The sequence below is a fragment of the Streptomyces polyrhachis genome, from assembly GCF_042663125.1.
GTDB lineage: Bacteria > Actinomycetota > Actinomycetes > Streptomycetales > Streptomycetaceae > Streptomyces > Streptomyces polyrhachii.
Map to the genome: position 1 here is coordinate 76,000 of NZ_JBHSZO010000025.1, position 15,199 is coordinate 91,198.

The window sequence follows — 15,199 nt, forward strand, 5'->3', positions numbered from 1 at the left end:
TCCTCCCCGCCTGACGCCGCGTCAAGGACGATCACCCGTCCGGATGCGTCGGCCCGGCCCCGACCCGCTCAGGCCGACAGGTCCGCGCCCGTCCGCAGCGGGTCGCGCAGGTCCGTACGCTGCTTCAGCCAGCGCTCCTGGAGCGCCTCCGCCCCGTGGACGCGTTTCCACGCCGCCTCGTTGGGGGTCATCGGCAGCAGCGGCAGGAAGCGCACCGGGTCCATCGGCTCGTCCAGCTCCAGGTCCGCCACCAGCCCGCCCGCCTCCGCCACCAGTACGGAGGTGAACGGCGCGCCCCGCCACAGGGGTTCGCCCACGTCCAGCGAGGCGCCGGGGGCCACCACCACGCCCTCCACCTGCGGGGTGGACGCCAGCACCGCCAGCGGGCGCAGCACCTCGTCCGTGGGGGCGGCGCCGGGGCGCAGCGTGAGGGCCAGCTCCGCGCGCGGGCCCCGTACCGGATCGGCGAGCATCGCCGCCGGGTCCCCCATCGGCTGCGCGGACATGCCGAGCGTGACGTAACGCACGAATGCGCCGTTCAAACCGTCGTCAGGTTCAAGGAAGCGCAAAACCTCGATGCGCTCGGCGCCCAGGAACGTCACCGCCGCACGCGCGTCCGGCCGCCCGAAGGTGGCGGTCAACCTCGCCTCGACCAGCGCCAATACGTCGTCAGTCACCATGGCCGCCAGCATAGGCCGACCCGTCGCCGCCGCCCGGAGCCCGGCTGCGGCGGCATCGGGCGGCATCGGGCGGCAGCTCGCCGCCGCTGCGTGACTATCGTCGGCTGGTAGCCTGTGCCCTCAGGTGCCCTCGGGCACGGAAGGCTTCGACCGCATCCCGGCCGCACAGCAGCCGGTAGGGCCCAGCCGACCCCGCATTGTTCGTCGTCCCCACGGGGACCGGCCGGAGGAGGTGGCACTGCGGTGGATCCCAGCCGACCTCGCAGTACCAGCGGCTCTTCCGTCCAGCACGCCGCCCGCTGACTCCGAGGCACCGGACCCGCCCGCGCAGAGCCGCGCGGCCACCGAGGTCCTCCCCTCCCAGGCGTTCACCGGATTGTGTGCGTACGACGGTCGAGCACTCGTTCACCGAGTCATTCCCGCCATGCCGTCGCAGTGCCGCGTCGTCAGCCGTGCCCGCTTTGCGGACGTGCCCCTCGTCCCGTACGCCTCTCGTACGAACGGACGGGCTCGCCCTCGTTTCGGGCATTGCTGCCCCGTCGTAGCGGCGGCAGGACCGCGAAGGAGCCTGCCATGTCGATGATCCGCGACCTGCGTGACGCCGTCCGCCCGGTGTCCCGCCAGCGCAGCCAGTCCGCTTACGCGTACGACACCACCCGCGACCCCCGCACCGTCAGCGCCGTCGTGGACTGCGCCGTCTACAAGAACGGCCGCCGCGTCACCGAGCGCATGGACTCCGCGGACGCGATGCGCCGCGTGCGCGCCGAGGGAGGCTTCGCCTGGATCGGGCTGCACGAGCCCACCGAGGCCGAATTCGCCGGTATCGCCAAGGAGTTCGGGCTGCACCCGCTGGCCGTCGAGGACGCCGTGCAGGCGCACCAGCGGCCCAAGCTGGAGCCGTACGACGGCTCGCTCTTCACGGTCTTCAAGACCATCCACTACGTCGAGCACGCCGAGCTCACCGCCACCAGCGAGGTGGTGGAGACCGGCGAGGTCATGTGCTTCACCGGCCGGGACTTCATCATCACCGTCCGGCACGGCGGCCAGGGCTCGCTGCGCTCCCTGCGCCATCGCCTGGAGAGCGAGCCGGAGTTGCTGGCGAAGGGCCCCTCCGCGGTGCTGCACGCCATCGCGGACCAGATCGTCGACTCCTACCTCACCGTCGCCGACGCCGTGCAGAACGACATCGACGAGGTGGAGACCGACGTCTTCTCCCCCGGAGGCAGTCAGGGCCGGCGCGGCGGCGACGCGAGCCGCGTCTACCAACTCAAGCGCGAGGTGCTGGAGTTCAAGCGCGCGGTGGCGCCGCTGCTGCGGCCGATGCAGCTGCTCTCCGAGCGGCCGATGCGCTATGTGGACTCCGAGATCCAGAAGTACTTCCGCGACGTCGCCGACCACGTGGCCCGGGTGCACGAGCAGGTGGTCTCCTTCGACGAGCTGCTCAACTCCATCCTGCAGGCCAACCTCGCGCAGGCGACGGTCGCCCAGAACGAGGACATGCGCAAGATCACGTCCTGGGCGGCGATCTTCGCGGTGCCGACGATGATCGCCGGGGTGTACGGCATGAACTTCGACTACATGCCGGAGCTGCACTGGAGGTTCGGCTACCCGATGACACTGGCCGCGACCCTCGCGATCTGCGTGGTCATGCACCGGGGCTTCCGCCGCAACGGGTGGCTGTAGCCGCACCGCAGGTCACGGGCGGCGCCCCGGCCCCGTACGGCGGACGCTACCCTCGCTCGTATGACCGTGTTCGACGCCCTCGTAGGCGAGGCCCTGATCGAGGAAGCCTCGAAGAAGTCCGGCCTGCTCTGGGTCGACGGCCGCGCCCTGTGGCACGTCTGGCACGACGGCGCGGTGCACGTCGTCGGCGACGGCCTGGAGCAGCCGCTGACCGGGCTGGCGGAGGGCGCGGTGGTGCGGGTCGTCGCCCGCAGCAAGGACAAGGGCGGGCGGATCGTCGCCTGGCAGGCGCAGGTCGGCGAGCTGGCGCCGGGCGGCGAGGCGTGGACGGCCGCGGTCGAGGAGCTGAAGGGCAAGCGGCTCAACGCCCCCGACGGCGAGGGGATGACCGGACGCTGGGCGCGGGAGTCGCGGGTGCTGAGCCTGCGGGCCGTCCGCGGCCCCGACGAGCGGCTGCCCATGGGGCATCCTCTGCTCGAAGAGCTTGGGATGGGGTATCCCCTGCTCGAAGAGCTTGGGGACAAGTCGCTGGCCGCAGTTCCCGTACCGAGCCCGAACACCACGCGCCGCCCGATCCCCGCCGGGCTGCCGAAGCTGCTGTTCCGGCGCCGCCGCACGGCGGACTGAGCACGGCGGACTGAGCGCGCCGGGGGCCGCCGTACGCCCGCGCACCGCCCCGTCAGTCCTCGGTGATCTGCTCCCCGTAGTCCACGACCTCTTCCTTCCGCGGCGCCTTCACCTCGAACTCCTCGTCCCACGAGCCCAGTTCGATCACGCCCGCGCCCGCCGCGCGCTCCACCCGCAGCGGGTAGGGCCGCCCCTCCAGCGAGACCGCGAGGCCGCCGCCCTTCCCGCCGTCCACGACGAGCCCGATCGTGCGGACGCCGTCGATCTCGGTCCGCTCGCCCGCCTCGACCCTGCCGTGCAGCTTGAGCAGGCCGTCCAGCAGCACCCGGCGGTCGGTGAAGCCGGAGAGCTGCTTGTAGGAGGAGTCGGAGGCCGGGACCTTCACGTACATCCCGTCGAGCTTGCGCGCCGCCTCCACGTCCGTCCGGTCGGGTTCCTCCTTGGCGCCCTCGGCGCCCTCCGAACCCTTGGCCAGCCAGAAGTCGTCGTCGGCCTTCAGGTACAGCGCCTTGCCGACGCGCAGCACCGAGAACGTGCCGCTCTTGGTCGACACCTCGCCCGTACCGCCCTTGTCCGTCAGGCGCAGGTCCAGCTTGAAGAGCTTCCCGCCGCTGACGAGGCTGCCCGAGAGCCGCACCGAGGAAGCACTCTCGGCGGCGGCGAGCGCCTTGGAGCCGATCTGCTCGGCGCCCAGTTTCCCCACCCCGTTGGTCCCCTTGTCGGGGTCCTCGCCCTCGGGCAGGAGTGCGCAGCCCGAGACCACCACCGCGACCGTCGCCGTTATCAGCGCGCACGTCACCGCCGCGGACACCGCCTGCCTCATCACGCATGCCTTTCTCACGACCCTGCGGGCTGCCGAGAGAGTACCCGGCGTGTCCCACGTCTCGTCCGGGGGCCATAGGGAGCGCGGCGTGAACCGCCGTACCCTTGGACGCATGGCTCCTACGGAAGAAGCGGTGCGCGCCGCGCTCGCCACGGTGAACGACCCGGAGATCAACCGCCCGCTGACCGATCTGGGCATGGTCAAGTCGGTGGAGATCGGTACGGACGGCTCGGTCGCGGTCGGTATCTACCTCACGATCGCCGGCTGCCCGATGCGCGAGACGCTGACCTCCCGGGTGACCGAGGCGGTCCAGGGCGTCGAGGGTGTGACGGGCGTCACGGTCGAGCTGGACGTGATGAGCGACGAGCAGCGCAAGGAGCTGGCGGCGGGCCTGCGCGGCGGCAAGGCCGAGCGCGAGGTGCCCTTCGCCCAGCCCGGCAACCTCACCCGGGTCTACGCGGTGGCCTCCGGCAAGGGCGGCGTCGGCAAGTCCTCGGTGACGGTGAACCTGGCCGCCGCCCTGGCCGCCGACGGGCTCAAGGTCGGGGTCGTCGACGCGGACATCTACGGCCACTCCGTGCCGCGGATGCTGGGCGCCGACGGCCGTCCCACCCAGGTCGAGAACATGATCATGCCGCCGTCCGCGAACGGCGTGAAGGTCATCTCCATCGGCATGTTCACCCCGGGCAACGCCCCGGTGGTCTGGCGCGGGCCGATGCTGCACCGCGCGCTGCAGCAGTTCCTGGCCGACGTCTACTGGGGCGACCTGGACGTCCTGCTGCTGGACCTGCCGCCCGGCACGGGCGACATCGCCATCTCGGTGGCCCAGCTGATCCCGGGCGCCGAGATCCTGGTCGTCACGACCCCGCAGCAGGCCGCCGCCGAGGTCGCCGAGCGGGCCGGCTCCATCGCCGTGCAGACCCACCAGAAGATCGCCGGCGTGATCGAGAACATGGCCGGGCTGCCCTGCCCGCACTGCGACGAGATGGTCGACGTCTTCGGCTCCGGCGGCGGGCAGCGGGTCGCCGAGGGCCTGTCGAAGACCACCGGTACGACCGTGCCCGTCCTGGGCTCCATCCCCATCGACGTGCGGCTGCGCGAGGGCGGCGACGAGGGCAAGCCGGTCGTGCTCTCCGACCCCGACTCCCCCGCCGGCGCGGCGCTGCGGGGCATCGCCGACAAGCTGAGCGGGCGCCAGCGCGGGCTGTCGGGGATGTCGCTGGGGCTGACGCCGCGCAACAAGTTCTGAGCGGGCGCTGAGCGCTCCGGGCGTGGCGAAGGGGGCGGACCGGTCGGTCCGCCCCCTTCCGCATGCCGTCGGGGCGCTCGGCCGTCACTCGTACGAGGCGAGGTCCCCGATCTGCGAGAAGGCGAGCCCGTACGCGCTCAACCCCCGTCCGTACGCGCCCAGATGGGCCTGTCCGTCGTGGGTGGAGCCGGCGAGCACCCAGCCGTACTCGGACTCGCGGTAGTGGAAGGGCAGCGGCCGGCCGTCGACGGGCAGCGTCAGCGCCGACCAGTCGGACGACACGTGGGCGCCCTGCAGCTCGTCCGCCAACTCCCAGGCCACGCCCGTCTGCTGCGCCAGCCAGTCCTCGCGCATGCCCCGCTCCATCCGCGCCGGCCAGGTGCAGCTCAGCAGGCCGGAGCCGGCCAGCCAGGCGGCGGAGGAGACGGAGGTGGCGTCGAGATAGCCCGCCCCGTCCGCGCTGCGCCGCACCGGGCGGCTGGCGACCGTCACCACCACGGCGAAGCGGTGCTCGCGCGTCGCGCTCGGTGACGCCTCGGTCAGATACGAGGGGGTGTCGCCGTGGCCGAGGGAACCGTGCTCGATCTGGCCGTCCGCGCCGCTGCCCGTACGCAGCAGCCAGCGTGGGCCCGCGAAGGCCGTGTCCAACCCGTAGAAGGGGAACGACGCGCGCAGAAACCCGTCGACGGGCCGCGCCTCACCGGGGGCCGCATCCGCCCCCGGAACGCGCGTGAGATCCGTCGTCCCTGTCCGACTCGTAGTCTCCATAGTCGGAGAGGATAGCCACCCCCAGGGGGGCGACCAGACATTCCGTCCGATACTGGGCTCGATCGGGGGCCGATCCGGGGACGGCCTGAGTCCGATCAGGTGGCGTCGGAGTCGTAGGGCGAACCGGGCTTCGCCGCCGCGCCGTCGGCGGCCTTCGCCTCACCGGGGGCCTCCTTGCGGAGGCTCGGGCGCGGCTGGGACGGGGCGGCGGAGTCGTCCCCCACGTCCGCGACGGTCCGGGCCGCGTCGCCGACCTCGGCCATCTCCTTCTTCAGGTCGAAGCCGTTGGCCAGGTCCTTCAGACCCAGCTCCTCGTTCTCCAGCAGGTGCTTGCGGGCGAAGTTCTTCGGGTTGAGGTCCTCGAACTCGAAGTCCTTGAACTCCGGACCCAGCTCCCGGCGGATGTCCTGCTTGGCGCTGTCGGAGAACTCCCGCAGCTTGCGGATCATCGCCGTCACGTCCTGGATGACCTTCGGCAGCTTGTCGGGGCCGAAGACGAGCACGGCAAGGATGATGAGCGCGATCAGCTCAAGGGGTCCTATGTCGAAGAACACCTGGCGGCTCCTTGCAGCAGTTACACAGTCGCGGGCACGCCGCGGCGGCCCGGTGGCGAGACCCGTTCACAGTACCTGGCATCCCCGACATCCCGGGAGTGGCGGCGGGCAACGGTCAGGCCAAGGCTGCCTGACCGCTGGCCGACCACCGGCCGACCACCGGCCGGCCGGCGCCTTTACGGGCGCCGGCCGTCGGTCCCGTCAGCCGGTCTCGTCAGTCGGTCCCGTCAGTCGCCGTCGGAGGCGCCCAGGACCACATCCACCGACATCTCGCTGCCGTCGCGCTCTACGGTCAGGCCGAGGCGGTCGCCGGGGCGGTGGCTGCGGATCTTGATGATCAGCTCCTCGCCGTTGTGCACCCGGGTGCCGTCGACGTGGGTGATCACGTCACCGGGGCGGATGCCCGCCGTCGCGGCGGGGCCGCCGGGGGTGATCGAGGGCTTGCCGCCGGAGGAGTCGCCGACCCGCGCGCCCGCGCCGGTGTACTGCATGTCGAGCGTGACGCCGATCACCGGGTGGCGTGCCTTGCCGGTGTTGATCAGCTCCTCCGCGACGCGCTTGCCCTGGTTGACGGGTATGGCGAAGCCCAGCCCGATCGAACCGCCCTGGCTGCCGTCGCTGCCGCCCTTGGGGGCGTCGGCGGCGCGGATCGCGCTGTTGATGCCGATCACCCGGCCCTTGCGGTCGAGCAGCGGGCCGCCGGAGTTGCCCGGGTTGATCGGGGCGTCCGTCTGCAGCGCGTCGACGTAGGAGACGTCGCTGCCCTCGGTCTCGCCGCCGGCGGTGATGGGCCGCTCCTTGGCGCTGATGATGCCGGAGGTGACCGTGTTGGCGAGGTTGTACGGGGCGCCGATCGCGATCACGGGGTCACCGACGGCCACGGAGTCGGAGTTGCCGAGCGGCAGCGGCTTGAGGTTGGAGACGCCCTTGACCTTGAGCACGGCGAGGTCGTAACCGGAGTCCCGGCCGACGATCTCGGCCCGCGCGGACTCGCTGTGCGCGAAGGTGACCGTTATCTCGCCGCCCTCGGCCGCGGGCTGCACCACGTGGTTGTTGGTCAGGATGTGGCCGGAGCGGTCCAGGACGAACCCGGTGCCGGTCCCCTGCTCGTCCCCGCCGCTGACGTGGATGGTGACCACACCGGGCAGCGCGGTGCGCGCGATCCCGGCGACGCTGTCGGGCGCGCGGTCGAGGTTCCCGTCGACGGGCGACTGGTCCAGCTCGATCGTCCCGGCGACGCCGCCGCTGCGCTCGTACCAGATCCCCAGTCCGCCGCCGACGCCGCCGGCGATCAGCGCGATGAGGATGGCGCCGACGACAAGTCCCTTGCCGCCACCGCGGGCTCGCTCGCGCTGGGGCTGCTCGCCGCCCCAGGGGTCGTAGCGCTGCCCCTGCGGCGGGGGGACGGGGCCGTGCGGGCGGGGGCCCTGGGGGCCGTGCTGGGGATGGGGGCCGTGCTGGGAGGCGTGCTGGGGGCTGTGCTGGGTGTGCGGGCGGGGGCCGCCGGAGGGCTGGCCGAAGCCGGCGGGGCGGGGGCCCTGGGGGGCGGCGGCGCCGGGTCGGGGGCCCGCATAGGGGTTCGCCGCGCCAGGGGGGCGGCCACCGGGGCGGTGAGAGCCGTGGGGGGGACGGGGGTCGCCGGGGCGGTCACCGCGGCGGCCGGGGTGGCCGTCGGAGGGGCGGCGGTCGTCGCGGGGGCGGTCCTCGCGGGGAGGGCGTATGCCCGGGGGGCGGCGGCCTTCCGGGGGGCGGCGGTCGCTGTCCGGGCGCGGTCCGCGGTCGGTGGGAGAGTCGGGGCGGTCGTCGTGGGGCGGGCGGTCGTCGCGGGAAGGCCGCTCGTCGCGGGGCGGGCGGTTCTCGCGGGAGGGCTGTTCCTCCGCCTCCGGTGCCTCGGGCTTTCGCGCGTCGAAGGTGCGGAACTGCCTGGTTCTGGGGTCCGATACGTCGTCGGCCTCATCCGCGTCCGCGGGGCTCGCGGGCTCCGCAGACGCCTTGGGCGCCTTGGGTGCTTCGGCCGCTTCGGCCGCCTCAGGGGCGGCAGCGCTCTCGTTCGCCTCGCCGTCCCGGGGGCCGGGCACGACGCTGCTGCCGGATTCCGGCACGACGGTCGCGCCCTCCTCCGTATCCGACGAGCGGCCGCCCGCGTCCTGTCGCGACCACGTCGGCTTGCCCTCGTCCATGCTCTCCCCATTGCTCAGCGCACGTCCCAGTGGCGCCGCCCGGAAAGCCACCCGGTCGGCCCACCCCGAGGATTCAACCAGGTCCCCGCACCGGCCCGCGACAGCCCCGGCTTCCACATCCGTTGGATAGGGAATAGATGGGGCGAATTTCATGGGGGGGTGGGTCGCGTCGGGTCGGGTTACGTGGGGGCGGGTTACGTGGGGGCGGGTTACGTGGGGCGGGGGCGCCGCTCCGCGGCGCTGGTGTGCTGCGGCGCTCCGCGCCGGTGGGGCTTCGCCGCTTCGCGGCGCCCGCGGCCCGGCCCCGCATGGGCTGTGGGCGCCGGGGTGGATTTAGGGGCCGGGGGGTACTTGCGGGGGTCCGGGTGACGCTGCGTCGCTACGCGACGCTTGGGTGGGGTGGTGGGCTTCACCGTTTGGTGTTTTCCGGTGTGGTGGTGTGGCTGCACCTGGGCGTCCGTGCGAGGGGACCGGAGCGACGACTCCGAAAAGACCCACCGCAACGCAGGCCCCCGACAGAGCAGCAAATCGACCGATGGCAAGTCAATCCCTATGGCTTTTCGGAGTTGTCGCGGAGAGGCCCCGCCCCAGCGACGCGGACTCCGCGCAGCCCTCACCGAGGGCGCGCATCGCGCGCCTGCGCTGATCGTCCCGGCCCCGCGCAGCCCTCACCGAGGGCGCGGCCCCGTACTGCGACAACTGGCCCGCGCCATACGGGCGTTCTATCGGGGTGGGACCCGGCGGGAGATCACTGGTTCGCTGATCCCCGGGGCGGGGGCCAGCACTCCGTTGGGTTGCAGCGGCGCCGAGTAGGAGTAGACGCCCGTGCTGTTCAGGCGGACGGACGCCGGGGTCGCCGGGGAGGCGGGGCGGACCGTCGGGCCCGGTGCCGCGCCCCCCGGTGGCGCCTCCGGCGCTCCGGAGACCGCGCCGCCGAGGGCGAACGCGGCGAAGGCCACCCCGCCGAACGCGGCGAAGGCCAGGCGGCGGCCCCGGTGTCCTCCGCCGGGGCGCGCTATCTCGTGGACCCGAAACCCCGCGTCGCCCCCGTCGAGCGGCGTGCGGGAGAGGGCCGCCTCGTCCATCCCGGGCAGCCCCTGCAGCCTGGCCAGCAGCCCGTCGGACGGCGGCGGCACGGCGACGGCCAGCGCGCTCTTGAGCTGCCGCAGCGCATCGGCCTCCGCCTTGCACCTGCGGCAGGTGGCCAGGTGCGCCAGCACCCGGTCCCTGCTGTCATGACCCAGCTCGCCGTCGATCAGCGCGGCAAGCCGGTCTCCCAGATGGTGCTCGGCGGGCGAGAACCCACCATCCACGCTCACGCGAGCCTGCCCTCCCCTCCGAACACAGAGGTGCCGGCGGCGAACCCGGCGGCCAGCGAACGCCGCTCGGCCCGGGCCTGGGGGGAGCGGTGCTTGAGGGCCTTGCGCAGGTGGGAGCGGCCCCGGTGGATCCGGCTGCGCACCGTGCCGAGCTTCACGCCGAGCGTCGCGGCGATCTCCTCGTACGAAAGTCCCTCGATGTCGCAGAGCACGACCGCCGCCCGGAACTCCGGCGCCAGGGTGTCCAGCGCCTGCTGGACGTCCGCGTCGAAGTGGGTGTCGTTGAAGTACTGGTGCGGGGTGGGCTCGCGGCTGGGCAGTCGCTCGGCCGCGTCGTCCCCGAGGGAGTCGAAGCGGATGCGCTGCTTGCGCCGGACCTGGTCGAGGAAGAGGTTCGTGGTGATGCGGTGCAGCCAGCCCTCGAAGGTGCCGGGGGTGTACGTCGACAGGGAGCGGAAGACGCGGACGAAGACCTCCTGGGTGAGGTCCTCGGCGTCGTGCTGGTTGCCCGTGAGCCGGTAGGCGAGCCGGTAGACCCGGCCGCTGTGGGCGCTGACGATCTCCTCCCACGAGGGCGGAGTCCACCCCTTGACCGACTCGTCGGCCGTGAACGTCGCGGGCGTCGGCGACGCGGGCGCGGGCGTGGTCACGGTGTCGGTGGTGGCGCGAGGAGCGCTGTCAGCGGTGTCGGTCACGGATTTCGGCTTACCCGAGGTCCGATGAAGGAGACGCGCTAGCGCGCCGCGGTCACTGGCCGTCGAGACAGCCGCACCTCCCCTGTCGGCTCTGGTGATGTCCAGTAGGCCCCCTACCATAACCACCTCACCCGTTAGCTCCGGATAAGCTTATCCGCTCCGTCTTTTGCCGCGTTAGGACCGGTTCAGCAACCGGAGGTCACCTGGCCGCAAGCACTTACCTGCTGTTAACGCCCGGACCGCACAGCAGGTTCCCGCCACCAACGGATACAGTCACGCTGGGACTTCAGGCGTGGGCTGCCCACGGCGCATGGAGAGCGGAGCGGGAGGGGCCATTACCGGCAACCGGCAGGCGAACTGGTCGTTCGCCGAAGCGTACGGCGCGGCGGGTGCCACCCGGCCGGCGCAGAGCGCTTCCCCCGTCGGGCCCTCCGGCCCCGCCGCCGCTCCCCCGGCGGCCGGCGCGACGACCTCCGCCGCGGCCCCCGAGCGCGCGACGGTGGCGACCGCTCTGCTCTGGGCCCGCCAGCGGGCCCGCGAGACGGGGGTGACGGCGACCTCGGACGGCACGGGGGCGGCGCTGCGCCTGCTGGCGGCCGCGGCGGACGCGAAGGCCGTGGTGGAGATCGGTACGGGCACGGGCGTCTCGGGGCTGCAGCTGCTGCAGGGCATGCGGCCGGACGGGGTGCTGACCACGATGGACCCGGATCCGGAGCTGCAGCAGTTCGCGCGCCAGGCGTTCCAGGCGGCGGGGTTCGCGCCGAACCGGGCGCGGATCATCGCGGGCCGGGCGCTGGACGTACTGCCCCGGCTGGCGGACGGCGGCTACGACATGGTCTTCGCCGACGGGGACCCCTGGGAGTCGGTGGAGTATTTCGCCGAATCACTGCGCCTGCTGCGTACGGGTGGTCTGGTCTGCTTCGCGGGCGTCTTCGCGGAGGGCCGGACCGTGGATCCGGCGGTGCATCGCGGTGAGGTGCTGAAGCTGCGCGAGCTGCTGCGTACGGTCAAGGAGAGCCAGATCCTGCTGCCCGCGCTGCTTCCGGTGGGCGACGGGCTGCTCTGCGCGATCAAGCGCTGAGCCCGGCTCCGTACGGGAGAGACGGGCTCTCAGCGGCCCGGGAGGCGACGGCCGAAATCGAACCGCCCCGACCGCTGAGCGGTCGGGGCGGCTGTGTAGGGTGACGTCGGCTGTGGCACCTGAGTCAGCCGACGACCTTCTTGAGGGCGTCGCCCAGGGCGTCCGCCTCGTCCGGAGTCAGCTCGACGACAAGCCGCCCGCCACCTTCGAGCGGAACGCGCATGACGATGCCCCGCCCCTCCTTGGTCACCTCGAGCGGGCCGTCGCCCGTCCGCGGCTTCATGGCCGCCATGCTCGTTCCCCTTCCTGAAACCAGCTCGTCGAACACAATTGTTCTCGGCCATTATCCCGCATCAGAGGTCCTGATGACCAACATCGGTTGGCATCGACTGCGCAACGCACAATCGCAAAACATCCCAATTCGGCGGCCCGGCTGCGATACTGCCCCCTTCTCGCTGCCGGACGGGATGAAAAAGTTATCGCGCAGATCACACCGATCCCCGCCCCGGCCCGGTGCTGAGGCCCCCGCCCGTCCGTCATCCTGGCGGGGACCCGGGTGACGCTGCCCGGTCCGAGCCGCTACGAATGGGGTGCCGAGATGGCTGCCGATCTGGCTGGAGCCACCGCCGAGCCGGTCCTGTACGACGTCACCGAGGGTCTGGCGACCATCACGCTGAACCGCCCGGAGGCGATGAACTCACTGAACACCGCCATGAAGGAGGCCCTGCGCGACACCCTGCGCGAGGCCGGGGCGGATCCCGCGGTGCGGGCGGTACTGCTGACGGCGACGGGCCGGGCGTTCTGCGTGGGCCAGGACCTCAAGGAGCACATCGGGCTGCTCATGGCCCCGGCGGACGAGGCCGCCGGCCCGGTCATGGACACCGTCCGGGAGCACTACAACCCCATCACCGAGGCCATCGCCGGCATGCCCAAGCCCGTCGTCGCGGGCGTCAACGGTGTCGCGGCCGGGGCGGGCGCGGGCTTCGCCTTCGCGGCCGACTACCGGGTGGTGGCCGACACGGCCTCCTTCAACACCTCCTTCGCGGGCGTGGCGCTGACCGCCGACTCGGGCGTCTCCTGGACGCTCCCCCGACTGGTCGGCGCCTCCCGCGCCTCGGACCTGCTGCTCTTCCCGCGCAGTGTGCCGGCGGCGGAGGCGCGGGCGCTGGGCATCGCCAACCTCGTCGTCCCGGCGGCCGAGCTGGCCAAGGAGGCCCGCGCGGTGGCCGAGCGGCTGGCGGCGGGGCCCACCGCCGCCTACGCGGCGATCAAGGAGTCGCTGGCCTACGGGGCGAGCCACAGCCTGGTGGAGACCCTCGCCAAGGAGGGCGAGCTGCAGAACCGTGCGGGCTCCTCCGCCGACCACCGGATCGCGGTGGAGGCGTTCGTGGCCAAGCAGCAGCCCAGGTTCCTGGGGCGCTGACCGTGACGCGCGTGCGCCCCCGGCCGGACGGTCGGGGGCGCACGGCGTTGCGACTCAGCGCGCGTGGCAGTCCGCCAGATGGTCGTTGACCAGGCCGCACGCCTGCATCAGCGCGTACGCGGTCGTCGGGCCCACGAAGCGCAGTCCGCGCCGCTTCAGCTCCTTGGCCAGCGCCGTGGACTCCCCCGTCACCGCCGGTACGTCCGCGAGGGTGCGCGGGGCCGGGCGGGACTGCTCCGGTGCGTACGACCAGATGAGCGTGTCCAGCTCGCCGGGCGCCCAGTCGGCCAGCGTCCGCGCGTTGGCGAGGGTCGCTGCGATCTTCAGCCGGTTGCGTACGATCCCCGCGTCCGCGAGCAGCCGCGCCTCGTCGGCGGCGCCGAAACCGGCGACCGCCTTGACGGAGAAGTCCGCGAAGGCGGTGCGGAAGGCGGGGCGTTTGCGCAGGATCGTCAGCCACGACAGGCCGGACTGGAACGCCTCCAGGCAGAGGCGCTCGAAGAGCGCGTCGTCGCCGTGGACGGGGCGCCCCCACTCGGTGTCGTGGTAGGCGGCGTACTCGGCCGGCGCCAGCCCCCAGGGGCAGCGGCGCAGGCCGTCCTCGCCGGCCGTCGCGCCCGCGCTCACCGCAGGTCCTTGCGCTCAGGTCGCTGGTCCTGCGGGGCACTCGCCTCCTGGGCCGCGACCGCGGCGGCGCGGGCGCCCGCGAGGGCGGCCTCCAGCTCCGCGATCCGGGCGTCACGCTCGGCGAGTTCGGCGGCGAGGCGGTCGAGGGTGTCGTCCACCTCGGCCATCCGGTAGCCGCGCAGCGCCGGCGGCAGCCGCAGCCGGTCGATGTCCGCGCGGGTGAGCGGGCGCTCGTACGGCAGCGGGTCGGCGAGCTGCTCGGGCTGCGGTTCGGTGAGGCCGCCGCCCGAGGCGCCACCGCTGCCGAGCAGGACGAGCGTGACCGCGGCGACCACGGCCACCATGGCGATCAGCAGGAACCAGAACACCTACGCCCTCCCGGGGTTTTCGAAGCTCGCCGGCCAGCCTATGCCGGTGGGGGCGCGGGGCTCCACGCCCGTCCGCCGAGGGCGGGCGGATATCGTCCCGTACGAACCCGGACCGGCCCGGGTCAAAAAGGAGTGAGCGCGTGCTGCGACTGGGATCACGGGAATTCGGACCGCACGAGCCGGTGGTCATGGCCATCGTCAACCGCACCCCCGACTCCTTCTACGACCAGGGCGCCACCTTCCTCGACGAGCCGGCGCTCGCCCGCGTGGAGCAGGCGGTGGCCCAGGGCGCGGACATCATCGACATCGGCGGGGTGAAGGCGGGGCCGGGCGAGGAGGTCACGGCCGAGGAGGAGGCGCGGCGGGTGGTGCCGTTCGTCGCGGAGGTGCGCCACCGCCATCCGGACGTCGTGATCAGCGTCGACACCTGGCGCCACGAGGTCGGCGCGGCGGCCTGCGAGGCGGGCGCTGACCTGCTCAACGACGCCTGGGGCGGCGTCGATCCGAAGCTGGCGGAGGTCGCCGCGCACTACAAGAGGGGCCTGGTGTGCACGCACGCCGGAGGCGCACAACCGCGCACCCGCCCGCACCGCACCACGTACGAGGACGTGATGGCGGACATCCTGCGCGTGACGCTGGGACTGGCCGAACGGGCGGCGGCACTGGGCGTCCCCCGCGAGAGCATCCTCATCGACCCGGGCCACGACTTCGGCAAGAACACCCGCCACTCCCTGGAGGCCACCCGCCGCCTGACCGAGATGACAGAAACCGGCTGGCCGGTCCTGGTCTCACTGTCCAACAAGGACTTCGTGGGCGAGACCCTGGACAAGCCGGTGAAGGAACGCCTCCTGGGCACTCTGGCGACCACAGCGATCTCCGCCTGGCTGGGCGCCCAGGTCTACCGCGTCCACGAAGTAACGGAAACCCGCGAGATCCTGGACATGGTGACCGCGATCGCGGGCCACCGCCCCCCCACGGTGGCCCGCCGCGGCCTGGCATAGAAAACCACCCCCGAGCGCACCCGCCCGCCCAAGGAAGAGGGCCCCGGATCGAGAACGCCCCCCGAGCGCACCAGGAACCCACCCGCCCAAGGGAGGGGCCCGGAGCGACGACTCCGAAAAG

The 15,199-nt window shown here is 72.8% G+C and carries 16 protein-coding genes; 6 read left to right on the top strand and 10 right to left on the bottom strand.

Translation table 11 applies throughout. From position 1 onward, the window contains the following. Positions 1 to 68 precede the first annotated feature (68 nt). Entirely contained in the window at positions 69 to 680 is a 612-nt protein-coding gene (locus ACFQLX_RS16995; protein WP_386415984.1) for a suppressor of fused domain protein, read from the bottom strand. Positions 681 to 1,253: 573 nt separating this feature from the next. Here ACFQLX_RS16995 and corA point away from each other — a divergent pair. Continuing rightward, on the top strand, positions 1,254 to 2,363 hold the full coding sequence (gene corA, locus ACFQLX_RS17000; RefSeq protein WP_386415986.1) for a magnesium/cobalt transporter CorA: 1,110 nt from the start codon (positions 1,254 to 1,256) through the stop codon (positions 2,361 to 2,363). Positions 2,364 to 2,423: 60 nt separating this feature from the next. Further along, a complete protein-coding gene (locus ACFQLX_RS17005) occupies positions 2,424 to 2,990 on the top strand; it encodes a hypothetical protein (protein WP_386415989.1) in 567 nt (188 codons plus the stop codon). A gap of 52 nt (positions 2,991 to 3,042) precedes the next feature. Here the strand turns inward: ACFQLX_RS17005 and ACFQLX_RS17010 are convergent, their stop codons facing one another. Next, positions 3,043 to 3,813 carry a hypothetical protein gene (locus ACFQLX_RS17010; RefSeq protein WP_386415991.1) on the bottom strand — a complete coding sequence of 257 codons (771 nt, stop codon included), beginning with the start codon at positions 3,811 to 3,813 and terminating at the stop codon, positions 3,043 to 3,045. 112 nt (positions 3,814 to 3,925) lie between these two features. Here ACFQLX_RS17010 and ACFQLX_RS17015 point away from each other — a divergent pair, with 112 nt between their 5' ends. Continuing rightward, a complete protein-coding gene (locus tag ACFQLX_RS17015) occupies positions 3,926 to 5,062 on the top strand; it encodes an Mrp/NBP35 family ATP-binding protein (protein WP_386415993.1) in 1,137 nt (378 codons plus the stop codon). 84 nt (positions 5,063 to 5,146) lie between these two features. Here the strand turns inward: ACFQLX_RS17015 and ACFQLX_RS17020 are convergent, their stop codons facing one another. The 5 genes from ACFQLX_RS17020 to sigE all read right to left on the bottom strand — a co-directional run bounded on the left by ACFQLX_RS17020 (position 5,147) and on the right by sigE (position 10,698). Then, entirely contained in the window at positions 5,147 to 5,830 is a 684-nt protein-coding gene (locus ACFQLX_RS17020) for a hypothetical protein (protein WP_386415995.1), read from the bottom strand. Between the two features lie 95 nt (positions 5,831 to 5,925). Further along, complete coding sequence (locus ACFQLX_RS17025; RefSeq protein WP_386415997.1) at positions 5,926 to 6,384, bottom strand: sec-independent translocase; 459 nt, start codon at positions 6,382 to 6,384, stop codon at positions 5,926 to 5,928. A 227-nt stretch (positions 6,385 to 6,611) separates the two neighbouring features. Continuing rightward, positions 6,612 to 8,564, bottom strand: coding sequence for a trypsin-like peptidase domain-containing protein (locus ACFQLX_RS17030; RefSeq protein ID WP_386415999.1), 1,953 nt, complete (start codon positions 8,562 to 8,564; stop codon positions 6,612 to 6,614). 722 nt (positions 8,565 to 9,286) lie between these two features. Continuing rightward, positions 9,287 to 9,883: an anti-sigma factor family protein gene (locus tag ACFQLX_RS17035; RefSeq protein ID WP_386416000.1), complete on the bottom strand. Its 597-nt coding sequence runs from the start codon at positions 9,881 to 9,883 to the stop codon at positions 9,287 to 9,289. Continuing rightward, on the bottom strand, positions 9,880 to 10,698 hold the full coding sequence (gene sigE / locus ACFQLX_RS17040; protein WP_386416002.1) for an RNA polymerase sigma factor SigE: 819 nt from the start codon (positions 10,696 to 10,698) through the stop codon (positions 9,880 to 9,882). Before sigE ends, ACFQLX_RS17035 begins: the two co-directional genes overlap by 4 nt. Positions 10,699 to 10,888: 190 nt before the next feature. On the opposite strand from sigE, the gene ACFQLX_RS17045 reads away from it, so the two are divergent. Continuing rightward, complete coding sequence (locus ACFQLX_RS17045) at positions 10,889 to 11,659, top strand: O-methyltransferase (RefSeq protein ID WP_386416005.1); 771 nt, start codon at positions 10,889 to 10,891, stop codon at positions 11,657 to 11,659. Between the two features lie 124 nt (positions 11,660 to 11,783). Here the strand turns inward: ACFQLX_RS17045 and ACFQLX_RS17050 are convergent, their stop codons facing one another. Continuing rightward, a complete protein-coding gene (locus ACFQLX_RS17050; protein ID WP_003966491.1) occupies positions 11,784 to 11,951 on the bottom strand; it encodes a DUF3117 domain-containing protein in 168 nt (55 codons plus the stop codon). Positions 11,952 to 12,257: 306 nt separating this feature from the next. Between ACFQLX_RS17050 and chcB the strand changes: the two genes are divergently transcribed. Further along, positions 12,258 to 13,082 carry a 2-cyclohexenylcarbonyl CoA isomerase gene (chcB, locus tag ACFQLX_RS17055; protein ID WP_386416008.1) on the top strand — a complete coding sequence of 275 codons (825 nt, stop codon included), beginning with the start codon at positions 12,258 to 12,260 and terminating at the stop codon, positions 13,080 to 13,082. Positions 13,083 to 13,136: 54 nt separating this feature from the next. On the opposite strand, the gene ACFQLX_RS17060 is transcribed toward chcB, so the two are convergent. Then, complete coding sequence (locus tag ACFQLX_RS17060) at positions 13,137 to 13,709, bottom strand: DNA-3-methyladenine glycosylase I (RefSeq protein ID WP_386416010.1); 573 nt, start codon at positions 13,707 to 13,709, stop codon at positions 13,137 to 13,139. Continuing rightward, complete coding sequence (locus tag ACFQLX_RS17065; protein ID WP_386416012.1) at positions 13,706 to 14,077, bottom strand: DivIVA domain-containing protein; 372 nt, start codon at positions 14,075 to 14,077, stop codon at positions 13,706 to 13,708. The genes ACFQLX_RS17060 and ACFQLX_RS17065 overlap by 4 nt, the downstream gene beginning before the upstream one ends. 140 nt (positions 14,078 to 14,217) lie before the next feature. On the opposite strand from ACFQLX_RS17065, the gene folP reads away from it, so the two are divergent. Next, on the top strand, positions 14,218 to 15,078 hold the full coding sequence (gene folP / locus ACFQLX_RS17070) for a dihydropteroate synthase (protein WP_386416014.1): 861 nt from the start codon (positions 14,218 to 14,220) through the stop codon (positions 15,076 to 15,078). Positions 15,079 to 15,199 lie beyond the last annotated feature (121 nt).

Excerpts from the sequence above, each read along its gene's own strand:
- ACFQLX_RS16995 (WP_386415984.1), bottom strand. The coding sequence starts at position 680 with ATGGTGACTGACGACGTATTGGCGCTGGTCGAGGCGAGGTTGACCGCC.
- corA (WP_386415986.1), top strand. The coding sequence starts at position 1,254 with ATGTCGATGATCCGCGACCTGCGTGACGCCGTCCGCCCGGTGTCCCGC.
- ACFQLX_RS17005 (WP_386415989.1), top strand. The coding sequence starts at position 2,424 with ATGACCGTGTTCGACGCCCTCGTAGGCGAGGCCCTGATCGAGGAAGCC.
- ACFQLX_RS17010 (WP_386415991.1), bottom strand. The coding sequence starts at position 3,813 with ATGAGGCAGGCGGTGTCCGCGGCGGTGACGTGCGCGCTGATAACGGCG.
- ACFQLX_RS17015 (WP_386415993.1), top strand. The coding sequence starts at position 3,926 with ATGGCTCCTACGGAAGAAGCGGTGCGCGCCGCGCTCGCCACGGTGAAC.
- ACFQLX_RS17020 (WP_386415995.1), bottom strand. The coding sequence starts at position 5,830 with ATGGAGACTACGAGTCGGACAGGGACGACGGATCTCACGCGCGTTCCG.
- ACFQLX_RS17030 (WP_386415999.1), bottom strand. The coding sequence starts at position 8,564 with ATGGACGAGGGCAAGCCGACGTGGTCGCGACAGGACGCGGGCGGCCGC.
- sigE (WP_386416002.1), bottom strand. The coding sequence starts at position 10,698 with ATGGTAGGGGGCCTACTGGACATCACCAGAGCCGACAGGGGAGGTGCG.
- ACFQLX_RS17045 (WP_386416005.1), top strand. The coding sequence starts at position 10,889 with ATGGAGAGCGGAGCGGGAGGGGCCATTACCGGCAACCGGCAGGCGAAC.
- ACFQLX_RS17050 (WP_003966491.1), bottom strand. The coding sequence starts at position 11,951 with ATGGCGGCCATGAAGCCGCGGACGGGCGACGGCCCGCTCGAGGTGACC.
- chcB (WP_386416008.1), top strand. The coding sequence starts at position 12,258 with ATGGCTGCCGATCTGGCTGGAGCCACCGCCGAGCCGGTCCTGTACGAC.